Genomic DNA, 18,517 nt, shown 5'->3' on the forward strand with positions numbered 1-18,517 from the left:
GATGAAATGGTTACAGAGCGTCGTCATTAAATTGTGGGGAACGATTTTATTACTCGTTTCCGTCGTCTTGATTGCCTTGACGATTTTATTACTCGAATTTTTCAACTCGTTCCATATCGAACAGGAACGGGGCCATTTGGCAAAACTCGGGCAACAGGTCGAAACGGTCTTCCAGGCCCACAGCGGTCTCGAAGAAGGATCTGCGACCGCGATCGAGATTACCGATATTTACGGGGCGACCTTGATTGCGACGACGAAGGATAATACGGTCGAAACGAATATCTCGGAAACAAAAGCAAAGCGGATCATCAAGGAACTCGAACGTCAGAACTGGAAAGCCGTTGACGGTGAAGAAGGGGAGACCGCGATCGGGAACTACGAGACGTTTAACGGAAAAGCAGCTCTTGCTTACCGTGCTCCGTTCATCACGGAAAGCGGAAGCGGGACGATGTATCTGATCGAACAGTTGACGAACATCGAACAGGCCAATGAAGGAGCGCGTCAAATCATTCAGCTTTGTGTCCTGCTGGCCATCATCGGAACGACCGTCTTTGCCTTCTTCCTGTCGACCCGGATTACGGCTCCGCTCCGAACGATTCGTCAAGCGGTCGTCGAGGCCGGTGAAGGAAAGTTTGATCAGAGTCTGACCCAGCGCTCGCGCGACGAAATTGGAGATTTGGCGCTTGCGTTTAATGAGATGAGCAGTCAGCTCAATCAGTACGTCACGGATCTTGATAAGGAACGTCATTTGTTATCGTCCATCTTAAGGTGTATGGCGGACGGTGTCTTGACCTTCTCGGAATCAGGTGAGTTACTGGCTACTAATCCGCCGGCCGAAGCGTTCCTGGCAGGTGGACCGGTTCCGGATGAGTTGATTGAGTTGTTCCAGACGGTCATGCGCAAAGAAAAAGAAATGACGGTTTCCTTTGAACGGGAAGGCCGCTTTTATATCATCATCGTCAGTCCGTTGCTTGAGCAGGAAGAACAAATCGGAGCAGTTGCTGTCCTGCGTGATATGACGGAAGCGCAGCAACTCGAGAAGATGCGTGCCGACTTCGTCGCAAACGTCAGCCACGAACTGCGGACACCGCTTGTCATGCTGCAAGGTTATTCGGAAGCGATTGTCGACGGTATGACCGAAAGTGATGAAGCGACAAAAGAGTTTGCGTCCATCATATACGATGAGTCGCAACGGTTGTCCCGCCTCGTCAATGATTTGCTCGATCTGGCACGGATGGAAGCCGGATATCAGGAAAAACGGGTTGAACCGATTGATGCCGTTCCGTTCGCGAACCGGATGATCAAGAAGTTTAAGCAGATGGGACTTGAAAAGCGGGTATCGTTTGAAGTGACCGGTCCCGACGTGCAGTTTGAAGCTGATCCGGATCAAATGGATCAGGTGATGACAAATCTGCTTGGAAATGCGTTACGGTATACAGAAGATGGACAAATCAAGATTGAAATCACAGAAGATAGGGAAACTATATCTTTATCTGTAATTGATTCAGGGGACGGTATTCCGGAAGAGGATGTCCCGTTTGTCTTTGACCGTTTTTACAAGGCGGACAAAGCCCGGACACGCGGCAAGACAGGGACCGGAATCGGTCTCGCGATTGTTGCAAACGTCGTCCGGTCGCACGATGGAGAAGTCCAGGTCGAAAGTGAACTGGGCAAAGGATCCGTTTTCCGAATTCAATTACCAAAAAAACAAAGGAAGCGAACTTTATGATTCGCTTCCTTTCGCTATAGGAGTGAGTCGTTTGAAAATCTATACTAAATCAGGTGATGAGGGAGATACGTCACTCGTCGGTGGACGTGTCAAAAAAAATGATGTGCGGATTACGCTGATGGGCGAACTGGACGAACTGAACAGTTTTGTCGGACTGGCCCGGACAAAAGCGACATCAATCGAAGTCAAAGAACAATTGACGGTCATCCAGCATGTCCTGTTCGATTGCGGGAGTGACTTGATGTACGTCGAACCGAAAGCATCCCGTCTGAGCACGACTGCGACGGAAGATCTCGAAAGCTGGATTGACAGTCTGACGGAATTGTCGCCGCCGCTCGATAAATTCATCTTACCGGGAGGCACGGAAGCAGCGGCTTGCCTGCACGTTGCCCGTACGGTCTGCCGGCGTGTCGAACGGGCGATGATAGATGTCGAACAGGCACATCATTTGTTACCGTTCATCAACCGTCTAAGCGATTTCTTCTTTACAGCGGCCCGTTATGAAAATGCGGTCAATGAAAAAGCGGACATCGAATATTTACGCAGTGCCCATGTGTTTAAACGAAAGGATGGAGAAGCATGAGTCAGTCATTTCAAACGTGGAACAAACAGGGAACGACCTTTCATCTCGTTCCAACCGATAAATTCAAGACGACGACGGTCCTCGTGACGTTTTCAGCACCACTCGAAGAGAAGACACTGACGAGCCGCGCCTTATTGCCCTACATCATGGAAAAGTCGACAGCTGCCTATCCTTCGATGAAGGCATTACGTGAGCCGCTCGAAACATTATATGACGCAGGTCTGTATGCCGATGCTTCGAAATTCGGGGAAGAACACGTCATCTCGTTCCAGCTCGATGTCGTCCGCGGTGACCTTGTACGTCATGAGACGCTGCTTGAAGAAGCGCTCGATTTACTGGAGCAGATGATTTTTTATCCGGACTTGACAGAGGGTGGATTCCGGGAACAGTTCGTCAAACAAGAAAAACGGTTGCATGCTCTCCGGATCAGCTCGTTATACGATGATAAGATGCGTTTTGCCCAGCAGCGTTTGCTCGAGCTGATGGCACCGGGAGAAGCGGTTTCATTATCTTCACTTGGTACACTTGAAGCACTCGAACAAATCACGCCGGTTTCCTTACGTGATACATACCGCTCGATGGTCGAACAGGACCGGATTGATGTATTTGTCGTCGGTCATGTCACGCAAAATGAGATGGAAGATGCCTTATCGTTCTTACCTTCCCATGATGAAAAGGCGAGTCACTACATTCCGGCTCAAAAACAGGTGGCAGGTGTCAAACGTTCGTCAGAGACGCAACCGATCAAACAAGGTAAATTGCATTTAGGATATCGTGTCAGTGTCGATCCGACGTCCGTCGATTCGATTCGGATGCAAATCGTGAACGGCCTATTCGGAGGATTCCCGCATTCGAAGCTGTTCATGAATGTCCGTGAAAAAGAAAGTCTCGCCTATTACGCGGCATCCCGTTATGCCGCACTGAACAGTGCATTGTATGTCTATGCCGGCGTAGAGACGAAACAGGCGGAACGGGCCGAGACGATTATCGGCGAACAACTGAAGGATCTCAAGGCAGGGCAGTTCACGGATCAGGAACTGACGCAGACGAAGGCGATGTTAATCAATGCCCGTCGGCAAATTCTGGATCAGCCGGGACAATTAATCGGCTGGTTGAATGGATCAAAGATGCGCGGACTGACGCTTGAAGATGAGATTCATCTCATCGAGACGGCAACACATGAGGATGTCGTCCGTTTAGCGGCAACGATCGAGCTTGAGGCAGTTTATCTATTGCGAGGTGAAGAATAATGGAACAGTTGACGTATCACGATACAGACGAAACAGTATTTTTTGAACAGCTCGATAACGGACTTGCTGTCTATTTACTTCAGAAAAAAGGCTACGAAAAGACGTATGCGACGTTTACGACGCGTTACGGATCAATCGATAACCGCTTTAAAAAGGATGGACAGTGGGTCAATGTTCCGGACGGTATCGCGCATTTTCTCGAGCACAAGATGTTTGAGTCGGAGCAAGGGGATGTTTTCCAAGAATTCGGACGCCTCGGTGCATCGGCAAACGCCTTTACATCGTTCTCGCGGACTGCGTATCTGTTCTCGGCGACATCGTTGATTGAACAAAATCTTGAAACGCTGATTGATTTCGTCCAGGATCCGTATTTCACGGAAGAGAGTGTCGAAAAAGAAAAAGGCATCATCACTCAGGAAATTCAGATGTATCAGGATAATCCGGGATGGCGCTTATTCTTCGGTCTGATCGAATCGATGTATGCGAAACATCCGGTCCGGATCGATATCGCCGGGACACCGGAATCAATCGATCAGATTACAGCGGATGATCTCTATACGTGTTACCGGACGTTCTATCATCCGTCCAATATGGTGCTGTTCGTCGTCGGTAATATCGATCCTGCCGAGACGCTTGCCTTGATCAAAGCGAACCAGGCGAAAAAAGATTATACGGATCGTCCGGCGATCGAACGCGATTACGGCGTCGAACCAGACAATGTCTTCCGTAAACGATTTGAACTTGAGCTGGACGTCAAGACACCAAAAGTCTTGATCGGTTATAAAGACAGTTCACTCGGCGGACAGGAACAATTGCGTCGTGAACTGACAAGCGAACTGTTGTTACACCTGTTATTTGACCAGACGTCATCCACATATCTCGAGTTGTACGAAGACGGTTTGATCGACGATACGTTCAGCTTTGATTATTCGAGTGAAGAAGAATTTGCCTTCGCGACATTCGGAATGGAGACGGAAGATCCGGACCGTTTCATCACAGCCTATGAAAAACTGTTGGCTGTCCGTCCCGACTTTGAAGAAACAGAAGTCGTCCGGAAGCGGAACATGATGCAAGGGAAGTTCCTCCGTTCGTTGAACTCACCGGAATTCATCGCAAATCAATTCTCACGTCATGCTCTTGCCGGAACGAATCTGTTTACGTTACCGACTTTGATTGCATCGATTACAAAAGAAGAAATCGAAGCCCGGTTCGATGAATTGTTCGCGCTTGAAAATCGTGCGATTTCCATCGTTAAACCGTATGCTTGACCGATGCGGATTTTAATTACGGGGGCAAGCGGAGCAATTGGTCGGGCGACAGTCTTCCGCTTAGCGGCGGAAGGGCATGAACTCGTCCTCCACACCCACCAAAAACAACATGAGCTTGAACAGATGGTGAAGCAGTTGCCTGTGACGGCGGAGATCGTCACAGGCGATCTGTCTGACCGGAGGAACTTGACGGCATTTTGTGAGAAATTACCGTCCGTTGAAGGATTCGTTCACATTGCCGGAACGAGTTTCAGTGGTCTGCTCGTTGATCAGTCCCGTTCCTCGATCGAGGCGATGATGACGTTGCATGTCGAATCCCTGATTCGGATTGCCCAGACTTTGACGAGCCGAAAAGCTTTTTCAGCATCACTTTCGATCGTCGTCGTCAGCAGTGTATTAGGTGAATTCGGTGCCGCCGGTGAAGTCGTCTATTCGACCTGTAAGGCGGCACAACTCGGTTTCGTCAAGTCATACAGTAAGGAGCTCGGTGCGATGAATGGACGGGTGAATGCCGTTACGCCGGGCTGGATCGAGACCCCGATGAATGCCGTCTTTTCCGCAGAAGACCGGGACCTGGCACTCGCTGAAATACCTGCCGGTCGCTTTGGACGGGTCGAGGAAGTGGCATCCGCCATAACGTATTTAATGGGACAAGATTCGGCGTATATGAATGGTGCCGTTCTCAAAATTGACGGAGGTTGGATGTAATCCGGTGAAATTTGCTTAGGGGAATGCTTTTCATTTTTCAAAAAATCATTTAACATGAGGGATGGATAATCGATTTGAAGAGGAGGCAGGGCGCGTGAGTGAATTCGAACAGTGGTATCTGGAGTACGAACTGAACGTCAATCGTCCTGGTATATTAGGGGACATCGCGTCACTCATGGGGATGCTACATATTTCGATTGTCACGATTAACGGTGTCGATCACCAGCGTCGGGGCATGTTGCTTCAAACCAAGCAACCGGATCAAATCCCGCGACTCGCAGCCATCCTGAAGACGATGACGACGATTGACGTGATCAAACTTCGTAAACCGAAACTCCGGGACCGGATTGCGATTCGCCATGGTCGTTACATCGACCACAGCAGCGGCGAAATCAAGACGTTCCGTTTTGTCCGGGAAGATTTAGGGATTCTCGTCGATTTCATGGCCGAACTCTGCAAACAGGATGGACATCTGTTGATTGGCGTTCGCGGTATGCCGCGTGTCGGGAAAACCGAATCAATCGTTGCGGCGAGTGTCAGTGCCAATAAAAAATGGTTATTTCTTTCATCGACGTTAATCAAACAGACGGTCCGGACTTCGTTGTTCGATGATGAACGGACAGGCGATTATGTTTATATCATCGATGCGCTTGTCTCACAGCGCCATTTCGACGAGCGGCATTGGCAGATTTTACGTGAAGTCATGCGACTTCCCGCTACAAAAATCGTTGAACATCCAGATGCTTTTGTTAAATCGAGCGAATACACGTGGGATGATTTTGATTACATCATTGAATTACGCAACTCGACAGAAGAAATCATTGTCACCGAACCACCTCGTGCCCATGGCGGGAACGATTGGTTCAATTTCGAATAAGTATTGAAAATGGAAGGTGTGTTACCGATGACTGAGCTCGGAACCTACTTAAAGGAACAACGGGAGACGCTAGGAATCTCTCTTGAACAAATTCAAAGTACAACAAAAATTCAAAAACGTTACATTGTTGCGATTGAAGAGGGCGACTATAAACAATTGCCGGGTGCGTTTTATGCACGTGCCTTTATCAAGACATACGCGGAAGCACTCGGTCTTGATGTCGATGAAGTGTTTACGACTTACAAACGTGATTTGCCGGAACCGGAAGCGCAACCTGTCGTTGAGCTGTCCCGGCGTGCGACGTATTCGAAATCAACGGCACCGAAGAAAAGTGTCGCCAAACGGTGGATTCCGAATATCATCATCATTGCCTTGATTTTTGCAATCGGGGTAGCCTTGTATTACGGATTCCAGGCGTTCCAGGATGGTGACGGAACGAAAACGGCGACACCGAAACAAAGTGAGGTCACGATTGATGAAGGTGACGCACCGAGTGAGGAAGCAGACGCGCCGGTAGCGGAAGAATCGAAAGACGAACCGGCGAAAAAAGAAGAACCTGTAAAAAAAGAAACGAAAAAACCATTGGCAGTCAAGACGACAGTCGGTCAAGACATCACCTATGAAGTCCCGACAGATGGTACAATGAGTGTATCCATCCGGATCAAAAAAGATGCATCACCGTCACCGTTCGTCGGTGTACGGGATACTTCTTTAGAAGGACAAGCACTCGCACCTGACCATATCAATGCGTCAGATCCAAACCCGATCGTCGTCAAAAATGCCAAAACGGACGTGATTCGGATTCGGGTCGGCTCCATCAAAGGAATCGACCGGATTCTCGTCAACAATCAGGAGCTTAAGCTTAACCGCTCCCTCCTCGTTCAAAATATTTACTTGAAGAAAGTAGCCACGCCATAAGGCGTGTCTTCTTCATGTCAGCCGTTTTGCTGACATACATAACCCGAAAAGGAGGGATACGAGAATGAACTTGCCCAATCAATTGACGGTCTTACGCGTGTTACTGATTCCCGTGTTCGTTGCCGTCTTAGCCATCAATCCAGACTGGGGACAGTGGGATGTCTTAGGAGCGGAACTCCCGGTTTCCCACTTCGTCGCCGCGATGATCTTTTCCGTCGCCGCCATCACCGATTGGCTCGACGGGTATATTGCCCGGAAAAACAAATTGGTCACGAACTTCGGTAAATTTATGGATCCACTCGCCGACAAGATGCTTGTCGCTGCGGCACTCGTCTATTTAGTCGAACTCGGATTCGTAGCTGCCTGGGTCGTCGTCATCATCTTATGCCGTGAATTTGCTGTGACAGGACTCCGTCTTGTCGCTTCAGATGAAGGGATCGTCCTTGCGGCCGGAAATTCCGGAAAAGCAAAGACCTGGGTCCAGTTGACATCCATCATCGCCTTTTTACTGCACGATATCGGATTTGCGTTATTCAACATTCCTTTTGCGGAAATCACGATGTGGTTGGCGTTGATTTTAACAATTTATTCAGGTCTCGAGTATTTCTCGAAAAATATCAAATTAATTACGAAATCCATGTAAGGTGGATCAAACAAGACTGTTCGTCAAACCGAACAGTCTTTTCGTATAGTTAAGAAAGCGGGGACGTAGGATGAAAGCAGAAATCATTGCTGTCGGAAGTGAATTGTTGTTAGGGGAAATTGCGAATACGAATGCCCAGTATTTATCGGAGTGGCTTGCGACATGCGGCATTGACGTGCATTACCATACGGTCGTCGGAGATAACCGGGATCGGATGGTCGAAGTCGTCACACGGGCCCAGGAACGGGCGGAATTGATTGTCATTACCGGAGGACTTGGACCGACGGAAGATGACTTGACGAAAGAGGTCGTGGCGGACCTGCTCGGACGGACGCTTCATGTGGATCAACCGGCCTACGACCGGATTGAGGCATTTTTAAAAACGCGGGGACGCACGATGACGGAGAACGAAAAAAAACAGGCCCTTGTCATCGATCAAGCCGATGTTTTGACGAACCAGGCGGGATTTGCACCGGGTATGTCCGTTCATACACCGGACCATCAATACATTCTGCTACCGGGTGTTCCGCGGGAAATGAAACGGATCATTGCGGACCATTTCGATCATCTTTTAGGCAAGGAAACGATTAAATCGAGAACATTACGTTTCTTCGGCATCGGAGAGTCGGCATTAAACGATCAGTTGGCGAATCTCATCCGGACCGCCCGTAATCCTTCCGTCGCACCGTATGCCGAATTAGCAGAAGTCCGTCTTCGTTTGACGGCAAAGGCGCTTGATGAACAAGTCGCCCTTGGTATGCTTGACACGCTGGAGCAGCAGATACTTGCCGAAGTCGGGAGTCACTTTTACGGTTACGGCGAAACGAGTTTACCCGAGGTCGTCCTCGACCGCTGCCGGAAAGCCGGTCTGACCCTGTCTGCAGCGGAGTCACTGACCGGAGGTGCTTTTGCGAGCGGTTTGACCGATATTCAAGGCGCAAGTGATGTTTTCCGCGGCAGTGCCGTCGTCTATGCGGATACCGCTAAAGTGAACGTCTTAGGTGTACCGCATACCTTACTTGATGAACAGACTGCCGTCAGCAGAGAAGTTGCCGTTGCCATGGCGGAAGGGGCACGCAAACTGTATCAAACGGATCTCGCGATCGCTTTAACCGGTGAAGCAGGTCCGACGAGCAACAGCGGACGAGCGGTTGGGACGGTCTATTGTGCCCTGGCACATTCAGGCGGTACGGAAGTACTTGAACTGACGTATCCCGCCTTCGACCGTGGTATGATTAGATTACGTTCTGTCAAAGATGCGTACTTCATGCTCATTCAAAATATCAGCCTGACGGACGAAATAGGCAAAAGATGATTTCTTTCAACTATGCGAATAAATGTTCGTAAAAAGCTTGTTATTCGGTCTCAAAAGAAGTACAATAATCTCAGTAAGATAAATAAAAGGAGGCCTGCTACGTGAGTGATCGTAAAGCAGCACTTGAGATGGCATTACGCCAGATTGAGAAACAATTTGGTAAAGGTTCAATCATGAAACTAGGTGAAAGTCCAGATCAGAGAGTATCCGTAATCTCTTCTGGATCCATCACATTAGATATAGCGCTCGGTGCAGGTGGATATCCACGTGGACGGGTAATCGAAGTCTATGGTCCGGAATCTTCTGGTAAAACGACAGTCTCGCTTCATGCGATTGCTGAAGTTCAAAAACAAGGCGGGCAGGCAGCATTCATCGATGCCGAACATGCACTGGATCCTGCTTATGCCAGCAAACTCGGTGTCAACATCGATGAGTTACTGTTATCACAACCGGATACAGGAGAACAGGCACTTGAAATCGCGGAAGCTTTAGTCCGTTCAGGAGCTGTCGATATCCTCGTTGTCGACTCAGTAGCTGCACTTGTTCCGAAAGCCGAGATCGAAGGCGAAATGGGTGACTCGCATATGGGTCTGCAAGCCCGTTTGATGAGTCAGGCGTTACGTAAATTGTCCGGTGCGACAAACAAATCAAAAACAATCGTCATCTTCATCAACCAGATTCGTGAAAAAATTGGTGTTATGTTCGGTAACCCGGAAACGACTCCAGGTGGACGTGCCTTGAAGTTCTACTCATCTGTCCGTCTTGAAGTCCGTCGTGCAGAAGCCTTGAAAAACGGTACAGATATCGTCGGAAACCGGACGAAACTGAAAGTCGTTAAAAACAAAATCGCTCCGCCGTTCAAACAAGCGGAAGTCGATATCATGTATGGACAAGGTATCTCGAAATTTGGTGAATTGATTGATCTTGGAACAGAACTTGATATCGTCCAAAAAAGTGGTGCTTGGTATTCATACAATTCAGAGCGTCTTGGTCAAGGACGTGAAAATGCAAAACAATACATGATCGAACATCCGGATGTTGCGGATGAGGTCGAACGATTGATTCGTGAACATCACGGTCTCGTCGATCGGAAAGAACCGGTTGACTTTGAAGAAGGTCAAGATGAAGATTTGTTTGCAGAATAAGCCGAAAGAGAGTGGAATCGATTCAGATTCTGCTCTTTTTTTGTTGAAAAGAGGAAAACATAGGAATTCTTTCCCGCCCGTTCGTTGACAATGAACGAGTGCTATCCTTACAATATAGATGTACGTTTTTTAGACAGCTTCGATGAATAACCGAAATGAACTAAGAAACACCTTGTAAAGGGGAGGTGAACCCATGGGTACAACAACTTGGATTGTCATACTTCTCCTCGCAATACTGATCGCATTCATCGTAGGCTACTTCTTGCGGAAATCGATTGCAGAAGCAAAGATTCAAGGCGCGGAAACAGAAGCGACGAAAATCGTGGAACGTGCACAAGTATCAGCGGAAGCAACGAAAAAAGAAGCATTGCTCGAAGCGAAAGATGAAGCCTTTAAACTTCGGAATGAAGTCGAAAAAGAGCTTCGTGAACGTCGTCAAGAGTTAACGAAACAAGAAGGACGATTGCTCCAAAAAGAAGAGACACTCGATCGCCGTGTTGATTCCATCGACCGCAAGGAAGAACAAATCAATACGCGTGATGCAGAGATCGCGAAACGGAAGCATCAAGCTGAAGAGTTAGAACGCAAAGTAGAGGACCTGTATGAACAGGGACGCCAAGAGCTCGTACGTGTTGCGAATCTTTCGCAAGACGAAGCCAGAGCTATCATCATGGATGAGACGAAACAAGCTGCCATGCACGATGCAGCCATTCTTCAAAAAGAAATCGAACAAAAAGCAAAAGAAGAAGCAGACAAAAAAGCACGCAACATTCTTTCACTTGCGATTCAACGGTTCGCCGCGGAACATATCGCAGAGACGACGGTTTCGGTCGTCAACTTGCCGAATGACGAGATGAAAGGCCGGATCATCGGTCGTGAAGGCCGTAACATCCGGACCCTCGAAACGTTAACGGGTATCGATTTAATCATCGATGACACACCGGAAGCGGTCATCTTGTCCGGATTTGATCCGATTCGCCGCGAAGTGGCGAAGATGGCCCTTGAAAAACTCGTTCAAGACGGTCGGATTCACCCGGCACGAATTGAAGAGATGGTCGACAAATCACGTCGGGAAGTCGACGAACGGATTCGTGAAATCGGTGAAGAAGCGACATATGATGTCGGGATTCACGGGATTCATCCGGATCTCGTCAAAATTCTCGGCCGCTTGAAGTATCGGACAAGTTACGGTCAAAACGTATTGTTCCACTCACTCGAAGTCGCTCATCTTGCCGGTATGATGGCAGCAGAGCTCGGTGAGGATGTAACACTTGCGAAACGCGCTGGTCTCCTCCACGATATCGGGAAAGCGATTGACCACGAAGTGGAAGGAAGTCACGTTGAAATCGGAGTGGAACTTGGTACGAAGTACAAAGAACATCCAACCGTCATCAATGCGATTGCTTCCCACCACGGGGATACGGAAGCGACATCTGTCATTTCCGTTCTGGTCGCAGCAGCAGATGCCTTATCTGCCGCCCGTCCAGGTGCACGTCAAGAAACACTCGAGAGTTACATCCGACGTCTCGAACGTCTGGAAGAAATCTCAGAATCATTTGACGGGGTAGAGAAGTCCTTTGCGATTCAAGCAGGTCGTGAAGTACGGATTATCGTTCGTCCTGATGTCGTCGACGATGTCCTTGCCCATAAGATGGCAAGCGATATCCGGAAAAAAATCGAAGAAGAACTCGATTATCCGGGTCATATCAAAGTCACGGTCATTCGGGAAACACGAGCGGTCGAATACGCAAAATAAGCAAAGTGGCGGGCGACCGCCACTTTTTTAATTACTTGGAGGAATGTTTCATGAAAATCTTATTTATCGGAGATGTCGTCGGAGCACCCGGCCGTCATATCTTACAGCAGTTTACAGCACGCATTAAATCCAAATATAATCCGACTGTCATGCTCGTCAATGGAGAAAATGCAGCGCATGGCCGCGGGATCACGAAATCGATTTATCATCAGTTACTTGAACTTGGATTCCATGGTGTGACGATGGGGAACCATACGTTTGATAACCGGGACATCTTTGACTGGATCGATGACGCGGATCGAATCGTCCGTCCGGCGAACTATCCGGAAGGTACACCGGGTCGTGGCATGATGGTCTTAAAAGTCGGCAACAAGAAAATCGCCGTCATCAACGTTCAAGGGACGGTCTTCTTACCGCCGCTCGGCGATCCATTCCGGACAGTCGATGAACTGATTGCTGAAGTCGAGGGTGAAGTCGATGCAATCTTCGTTGACGTTCATGCGGAAGCAACGAGTGAAAAAATCGCGATGGGCTATCACTTGGCAGGTCGTGTCCAGGCGGTTGTCGGGACACATACGCACGTCCAGACGGCGGATGAACGGATTCTTGAAGGTGGAACGGCTTACATCACGGATGTCGGCATGACAGGTCCACTCGACGGTGTTCTCGGGATGCGCAAAGAAGATGTCTTGCGAAAATTTAAAACACAGCTCCCAACCCGGTTTGAAGTTGCTGAAGGACGGGAACAATTAAATGGAGTCTTGATTCATATTGATGATGTATCAAAAAAAGCAACGAAGATTGAACGCATCCATTTAACGGATCAATCGATTTTCTTTGATTGAGTTTTGATTTTTGATTGGGAGGTACATGCATGGACGTCCTGAAAGTATCAGCTAAATCGAATCCGAATGCGGTCGCCGGAGCGCTCGCAGGTGTACTTCGAGAGAAAGGTTCTGTCGAAATTCAGGCAATCGGAGCAGGTGCACTCAATCAATCCGTCAAAGCGGTTGCAATCGCAAGAGGATTTGTCGCACCGTCAGGCATGGATTTGATCTGTATTCCGGCATTTACCGACATCATGATTGATGGCGAGGAACGGACGGCAATCAAATTAATCATTGAACCACGATGATGCATCATTGGACATAGGTCCTACGTTAAACCAGACCATTTACTCGTTGGAGTAGATGGCCTTTTTTTATGACGGATTACAGGAAAAAATCAACGGATTCGTCAGCGGAGCATTGTACAAGCATCGGGAAATCGGTATCATGGGGGAGGATAGTGAAGCAGACAGCTTCAATCATTTCAGGGGATTAAAGGAGCGAACGTCGATGTACAATCAATTGTCATGGAAAGTAGGCGGTCAGCAGGGGGAAGGGATCGAATCGACGGGTGAGATCTTTGCCATTGCCTTGAACCGCCTTGGTTATTACTTATACGGATACCGTCATTTTTCTTCACGCATCAAAGGTGGACATACGAACAACAAAATCCGGGTCGCGACACACGAAGTCCGGACCGTCGCCGACGATCTCGATATTCTGGTTGCCTTTGACCAGGAAACGATCGATGTCAATTTCCATGAGTTGCGTCAAGGGGCAATCATCATTGCCGATGCGAAGTTCAATCCGACCAACCCGGATCAGACACGTGCCGTCCTGTATCCGATTCCTTTTACGGAAATTGCGTCCGGACTCGGAACGTCGTTGATGAAAAACATGGTTGCCATCGGGGCATCGAGTGCGATTCTCGGGATTGCACCGGAACGTTTCCAGGCGGTCGTGGAACAGATTTTTGGCCGCAAAGGACCGGAAATGGTCGAGAAAAACTTATCGGCGATTCGCGAAGGGGCAGCGGCATTTGAAGCGATGGCTGGAACAGCGGAACGTTTCGTCCTCGATCCGGCAGACGGACAGCAACGGATGTTTATGATCGGCAATGATGCGATTGCGCTTGGTGCAGTTGCAGGGGGTGCCCGTCTGATGGCAGCTTATCCGATTACTCCGTCGTCGGAAATCATGGAGTACTTAATTAAAAAATTACCGCAGTTCGGCGGAACCGTCGTTCAGACGGAAGATGAGCTGGCCGCAGTTACGATGGCAATTGGTGCCAACTACGCCGGCGTCCGGGCCTTGACGGCATCAGCCGGACCCGGTCTGTCGCTGATGGCAGAAGCAATCGGTTTGTCCGGAATGACGGAAACGCCGCTTGTCATCATTGATACACAACGGGGGGGGCCTTCGACCGGACTGCCGACGAAACAGGAACAGTCCGACTTGATGGCGATGATTTACAGCACACACGGTGAGATTCCGAAAGTCGTCTTGGCGCCGTCGACAGTCGAGGAAGCTTTTTATGATGCAGCGGAAGCATTCAACATCGCGGAAGAATACCAATGTCCGGTCATTCTCTTGACGGATTTGATGTTATCGCTCGGGAAACAGTCTGTCGAACCGCTTGATGTCAACCGCGTTGAAATCCGCCGCGGGAAATTGATGCTTGATGAACTGCCGGAACTTGAAGGAAAAGCGTACTTCAAACGCTATGAAGTGACGGAAGACGGAATCAGTCCGCGTGTCGTCCCGGGTACGAAACACGGTATTCATCATGTGACGGGAGTCGAACATAACGAAGAAGGCCGTCCGTCGGAAGCGACGAAGAATCGGGTCGATCAAATGACGAAACGTCTCCGCAAGTTAAACCGGTTCCGGATGAAGGATGCCGTCCTTGTCACAGAACAGCATGCCACACCGGATATTCTGTTTGTCGGTTTTAACTCGACGCGCGGAACGATTGAAGAAGTGATACCGCGTCTTGAAGAACAGGGCATTCATGTCGATCATCTCCATATCCGGCAGATGCATCCGTTTCCGAGTGAACTCGTCCGTCCGCACCTCGAGCGGGCCAAACAGGTCGTCGTCGTCGAATACAATGCGACGGGACAACTGGCGAAACTGATTCAGATGAACTGCGGTTTTGCAGAAAAAATTGAACATATTTTAAAATTCAACGGCGATCCGTTCTATCCGGCGGAAGTGGTGGAACAAGTCGTTGCAGGAGGGGTTTTCCATGGCAACCTTTAAAGATTTCAGAAACGATGTCAAACCGAACTGGTGTCCCGGCTGCGGTGACTTTTCGATTCAGGCGGCCATTCAACGGGCGGTCGCAAACGTCGGACTGGAGCCGGAGGAACTGGCTTTGATTTCCGGTATCGGCTGTTCGGGACGGATTTCCGGTTATATCAATACGTACGGATTTCATGGTGTCCACGGCCGGTCGTTACCGATTGCCCAGGGCGTCAAGATGGCGAACCGTGAGTTGACGGTCATCGCGTCCGGCGGTGACGGGGACGGATTCGCCATCGGGATGGGACATACGATTCATGCATTCAAACGAAATGTCGATATGACGTACATCGTCATGGACAATCAAATCTATGGTTTGACAAAAGGACAGACATCCCCGACGTCGGCGCTCGGTTTTAAGACGAAGTCGACACCGAAAGGATCCATCGAAAAAAGTGTCTCACCGGTCGAACTGGCATTGACGGCAGGCGCAACATTCGTTGCCCAAAGCTTTTCGAATGACTTGAAAGGATTGACGAGTCTGATTGAACAGGCGACGCAACATAAAGGATTTGCCTTTATCAACGTGTTCAGTCCGTGTGTGACGTTCAATAAAGTCAACACGTACGACTGGTTCAAACAGAATCTGACGAAACTGGATGATCTCGATGACTATGATGCGACGAATCTTGATCTTGCGAAAAGGGTCGTCCACGAACATAACGGTCTCGTCATGGGCTTGATTTATCAGGACGATTCGCGTCCGGATTATCAGTCCCAAATCGACGGGTATGCCGATCAGGGGCTGACTTTTGCAAATCTCGACATGAATGAAGAAACATTTGGTAAACTTGCGGCTGAATTCATGTAAACTAGAAGTGAATGATTGTTTGGTTAGTTGGGGATGCTCAATACTTGGTCTTGACCGATTAGAGAAAGAGGCAAGGACCACGAAGGAGTCGGGGAATGATGACAAAACTAGTGACAGCTGTAGAAGACACGACGAAAGTAAAAACGATGCGGGCACTCGTCAAAGAAGAACGGGGATTTGGCGCCGTTTTAAAAGAAGTGGCGGTTCCGTCACCAAAACGCGGTGAAGTCTTGATCCGCGTCGAGGCGACTTCAATTTGCGGGACGGATGTCCATATTTACGAATGGGATGCCTGGGCAGCGTCCCGTGTCAATCCACCGTACGTCTTCGGACATGAGTTTTCAGGCGAAGTCGTGGAACTCGGGGAAGGGACAAAACGTCTGAAGCTCGGGGACCACGTCTCGGCGGAAACACATATCGTCTGTCATCAATGTAAACAATGTTTACGTGGTCAATATCATATTTGTAAAAACACAAAAATCATCGGGGTCGACACGCAAGGCTGTTTCGCGGAGTACGTCGTCATGCCGGAAGAAAATCTCTGGGTCAATCCGGACGACATGCCGGCCAGCATCGCATCGATTCAAGAGCCGATGGGCAATGCCGTCCATACGGTTCTTGCAAGTGATGTCAGTGCGAAAACGGTGGCAGTCGTCGGCTGTGGTCCAATCGGTCTGATGGCCGTATCCGTCGCGAAAGCGGCAGGCGCTGCGGAAGTCATCGCAATCGATGTCAATCCGTACCGCTTGGAACTTGCGAAGACGATGGGTGCAGATGTCGTCATCGATTCGCGTCATGAAGATGTCCTAGAACGGGTCCGTTTGATGACGGACGGAGACGGCATTGATGTCGTCTGCGAAATGAGCGGTCATCCGGTCGCGATCGGTCAAACATTCGAGATGGTGACAGCAGGAGGAGACGTTAACATCTTGAGTCTGCCGGTCAAACCGGTTGAAATCGATTTGACGAACCATGTCGTCTTCAAAGGAGTCCGCGTTCAGGGGATTACCGGGCGGAAGATGTATGAGACATGGAGTCAGGTGTCCGCTTTCCTGTCGAGCGGAAAAGTCGATGTGAAACCGTTGATTACGCATACGTTACCACTCGAACGGTTTGAAGAAGGATTCGAATTGATGCGACAAGGGAAATGTGGAAAGGTCGTACTACAACCAAGGGGGACAAATTAATGGGTTTTGAGCATTTACGGACAGAATTAGAAGAGATGAAACAAGCGGGAACGTTCCGCGAACTCGTCGCACTTGAGAGTGCCCAGCACAACCGGGTGACGGTCGACGGGAAAGAATTGATTCAACTGTCGTCGAACAACTATCTCGGACTCGCAGCGCACCCGCGTCTCGCGAAGCGGGCAGCGGACGCAGCACTTGAATTCGGTGCCGGAACAGGATCGGTCCGGACGATTGCCGGAACACTCGAAATGCACCAGGCGTTCGAACGGGAACTGGCGACCTTTAAACATACGGAAGCGGCACTTGTCTTCCAATCCGGATTCGCAACAAACCTCGGTGTGTTGTCAGCCTTGCTCGGACCGGAAGACGTCGTCATTTCTGATGCCTTGAACCATGCGTCAATCATCGACGGAATTCGTCTGACAAAAGCGAAACGCCGTATTTATAATCATGTTGATCTTGCGGACCTGGAAGCGGCGCTGCAGGAAACACAAGATGCGCGGACACGTCTCGTCGTAACGGACGGCGTCTTCTCGATGGACGGTAACATTGCGCCACTCCCGGAAATCGTCGAACTGGCTGAAAAATACGATGCCCTCGTCATGGTCGATGATGCCCATGCATCCGGTGTTCTCGGAAAAAGTGGCCGTGGAACCGTTAATCACTTCGGTCTCGACGGACGAGTCGCCTTACAGGTCGGGACACTCTCAAAAGCGATTGGTGTTCTCGGGGGATATGTTGCGTGTGAACAACACGTCAAAGACTATCTGATCCATAAAGGCCGTCCGTTCCTGTTCTCGACGTCGCATCCACCGGCAGTCGTCGAAGCGAACCGGGAAGCGCTCCGCGTCATGGAAGAAGAAACGGAACTGTTTGACCGTCTCTGGGAAAACACGGAATTCTTCAAACATGGTTTGCGTGAACTCGGCTTTAATATCGGCACGTCAACGACGCCGATCACACCGGTCATCGTCGGTGATGAAGCATTATGTCATCAGCTGTCAGACCGTCTGCGTCAACACGGTGTCTTTGCACAAGGGATTGCTTTCCCGACGGTCGCGAAAGGCAAAGCGCGTGTCCGGACGATCGTCACAGCGGAACACACACGCGAAGATTTAGAGCAGGCACTCGAAGCATTTAAGCAAGTCGGACAAGAGTTAGAATTGATTAAATAAGAAAGTCTGAAACTAAAAAGA

The 18,517-nt window shown here is 49.4% G+C and carries 17 protein-coding genes; all 17 read left to right on the forward strand.

Annotation, left to right across the window (positions count from 1 at the left end; genetic code table 11):
- Position 1 precedes the first annotated feature (1 nt).
- The 17 genes from ACP26N_RS05385 to ACP26N_RS05465 all read left to right on the forward strand — a co-directional run bounded on the left by ACP26N_RS05385 (position 2) and on the right by ACP26N_RS05465 (position 18,496).
- Complete coding sequence (locus ACP26N_RS05385) at positions 2–1,729, forward strand: ATP-binding protein (protein ID WP_131503032.1); 1,728 nt, start codon at positions 2–4, stop codon at positions 1,727–1,729.
- Between the two features lie 31 nt (positions 1,730–1,760).
- Complete coding sequence (locus tag ACP26N_RS05390) at positions 1,761–2,312, forward strand: cob(I)yrinic acid a,c-diamide adenosyltransferase (RefSeq protein WP_114596244.1); 552 nt, start codon at positions 1,761–1,763, stop codon at positions 2,310–2,312.
- Complete coding sequence (gene yfmF / locus ACP26N_RS05395; RefSeq protein WP_426354970.1) at positions 2,309–3,562, forward strand: EF-P 5-aminopentanol modification-associated protein YfmF; 1,254 nt, start codon at positions 2,309–2,311, stop codon at positions 3,560–3,562. The genes ACP26N_RS05390 and yfmF overlap by 4 nt, the downstream gene beginning before the upstream one ends.
- Positions 3,559–4,830 carry an EF-P 5-aminopentanol modification-associated protein YfmH gene (gene yfmH, locus ACP26N_RS05400; RefSeq protein ID WP_371819887.1) on the forward strand — a complete coding sequence of 424 codons (1,272 nt, stop codon included), beginning with the start codon at positions 3,559–3,561 and terminating at the stop codon, positions 4,828–4,830. Before yfmF ends, yfmH begins: the two co-directional genes overlap by 4 nt.
- A 3-nt stretch (positions 4,831–4,833) precedes the next feature.
- A complete protein-coding gene (ymfI, locus tag ACP26N_RS05405; protein ID WP_131503029.1) occupies positions 4,834–5,538 on the forward strand; it encodes an elongation factor P 5-aminopentanone reductase in 705 nt (234 codons plus the stop codon).
- 61 nt (positions 5,539–5,599) lie between these two features.
- Positions 5,600–6,415, forward strand: a complete 816-nt coding sequence (locus ACP26N_RS05410; RefSeq protein ID WP_251135835.1) for a DUF3388 domain-containing protein — start codon at positions 5,600–5,602, stop codon at positions 6,413–6,415.
- Positions 6,416–6,442: 27 nt separating this feature from the next.
- Positions 6,443–7,333, forward strand: a complete 891-nt coding sequence (locus ACP26N_RS05415) for a helix-turn-helix domain-containing protein (RefSeq protein ID WP_426354972.1) — start codon at positions 6,443–6,445, stop codon at positions 7,331–7,333.
- 64 nt (positions 7,334–7,397) lie between these two features.
- Positions 7,398–7,976, forward strand: a complete 579-nt coding sequence (pgsA, locus tag ACP26N_RS05420) for a CDP-diacylglycerol--glycerol-3-phosphate 3-phosphatidyltransferase (protein ID WP_114596239.1) — start codon at positions 7,398–7,400, stop codon at positions 7,974–7,976.
- A 70-nt stretch (positions 7,977–8,046) separates the two neighbouring features.
- Positions 8,047–9,291, forward strand: coding sequence for a competence/damage-inducible protein A (locus ACP26N_RS05425; protein ID WP_426354973.1), 1,245 nt, complete (start codon positions 8,047–8,049; stop codon positions 9,289–9,291).
- A gap of 101 nt (positions 9,292–9,392) precedes the next feature.
- The gene (gene recA, locus ACP26N_RS05430; RefSeq protein WP_131503026.1) at positions 9,393–10,436 is read left to right on the forward strand and encodes a recombinase RecA; all 1,044 of its coding nucleotides are present in this window, start codon (positions 9,393–9,395) and stop codon (positions 10,434–10,436) included.
- Between the two features lie 193 nt (positions 10,437–10,629).
- Positions 10,630–12,192, forward strand: coding sequence for a ribonuclease Y (rny, locus tag ACP26N_RS05435; protein WP_012369930.1), 1,563 nt, complete (start codon positions 10,630–10,632; stop codon positions 12,190–12,192).
- A 50-nt stretch (positions 12,193–12,242) separates the two neighbouring features.
- Complete coding sequence (locus tag ACP26N_RS05440) at positions 12,243–13,037, forward strand: TIGR00282 family metallophosphoesterase (RefSeq protein ID WP_012369931.1); 795 nt, start codon at positions 12,243–12,245, stop codon at positions 13,035–13,037.
- Positions 13,038–13,066: 29 nt separating this feature from the next.
- Positions 13,067–13,327 carry a stage V sporulation protein S gene (locus tag ACP26N_RS05445; protein WP_131503025.1) on the forward strand — a complete coding sequence of 87 codons (261 nt, stop codon included), beginning with the start codon at positions 13,067–13,069 and terminating at the stop codon, positions 13,325–13,327.
- Between the two features lie 202 nt (positions 13,328–13,529).
- Positions 13,530–15,281, forward strand: coding sequence for a 2-oxoacid:acceptor oxidoreductase subunit alpha (locus tag ACP26N_RS05450; RefSeq protein WP_426355391.1), 1,752 nt, complete (start codon positions 13,530–13,532; stop codon positions 15,279–15,281).
- On the forward strand, positions 15,268–16,134 hold the full coding sequence (locus ACP26N_RS05455; protein WP_026828795.1) for a 2-oxoacid:ferredoxin oxidoreductase subunit beta: 867 nt from the start codon (positions 15,268–15,270) through the stop codon (positions 16,132–16,134). Before ACP26N_RS05450 ends, ACP26N_RS05455 begins: the two co-directional genes overlap by 14 nt.
- Positions 16,135–16,229: 95 nt before the next feature.
- Complete coding sequence (tdh, locus tag ACP26N_RS05460; protein WP_426354976.1) at positions 16,230–17,321, forward strand: L-threonine 3-dehydrogenase; 1,092 nt, start codon at positions 16,230–16,232, stop codon at positions 17,319–17,321.
- Complete coding sequence (locus tag ACP26N_RS05465; RefSeq protein WP_114596234.1) at positions 17,321–18,496, forward strand: glycine C-acetyltransferase; 1,176 nt, start codon at positions 17,321–17,323, stop codon at positions 18,494–18,496. The genes tdh and ACP26N_RS05465 overlap by 1 nt, the downstream gene beginning before the upstream one ends.
- Positions 18,497–18,517 lie beyond the last annotated feature (21 nt).

This window comes from Exiguobacterium sp. R-39, assembly GCF_049942815.1.
Taxonomy (GTDB): Bacteria; Bacillota; Bacilli; order Exiguobacteriales; family Exiguobacteriaceae; genus Exiguobacterium_A.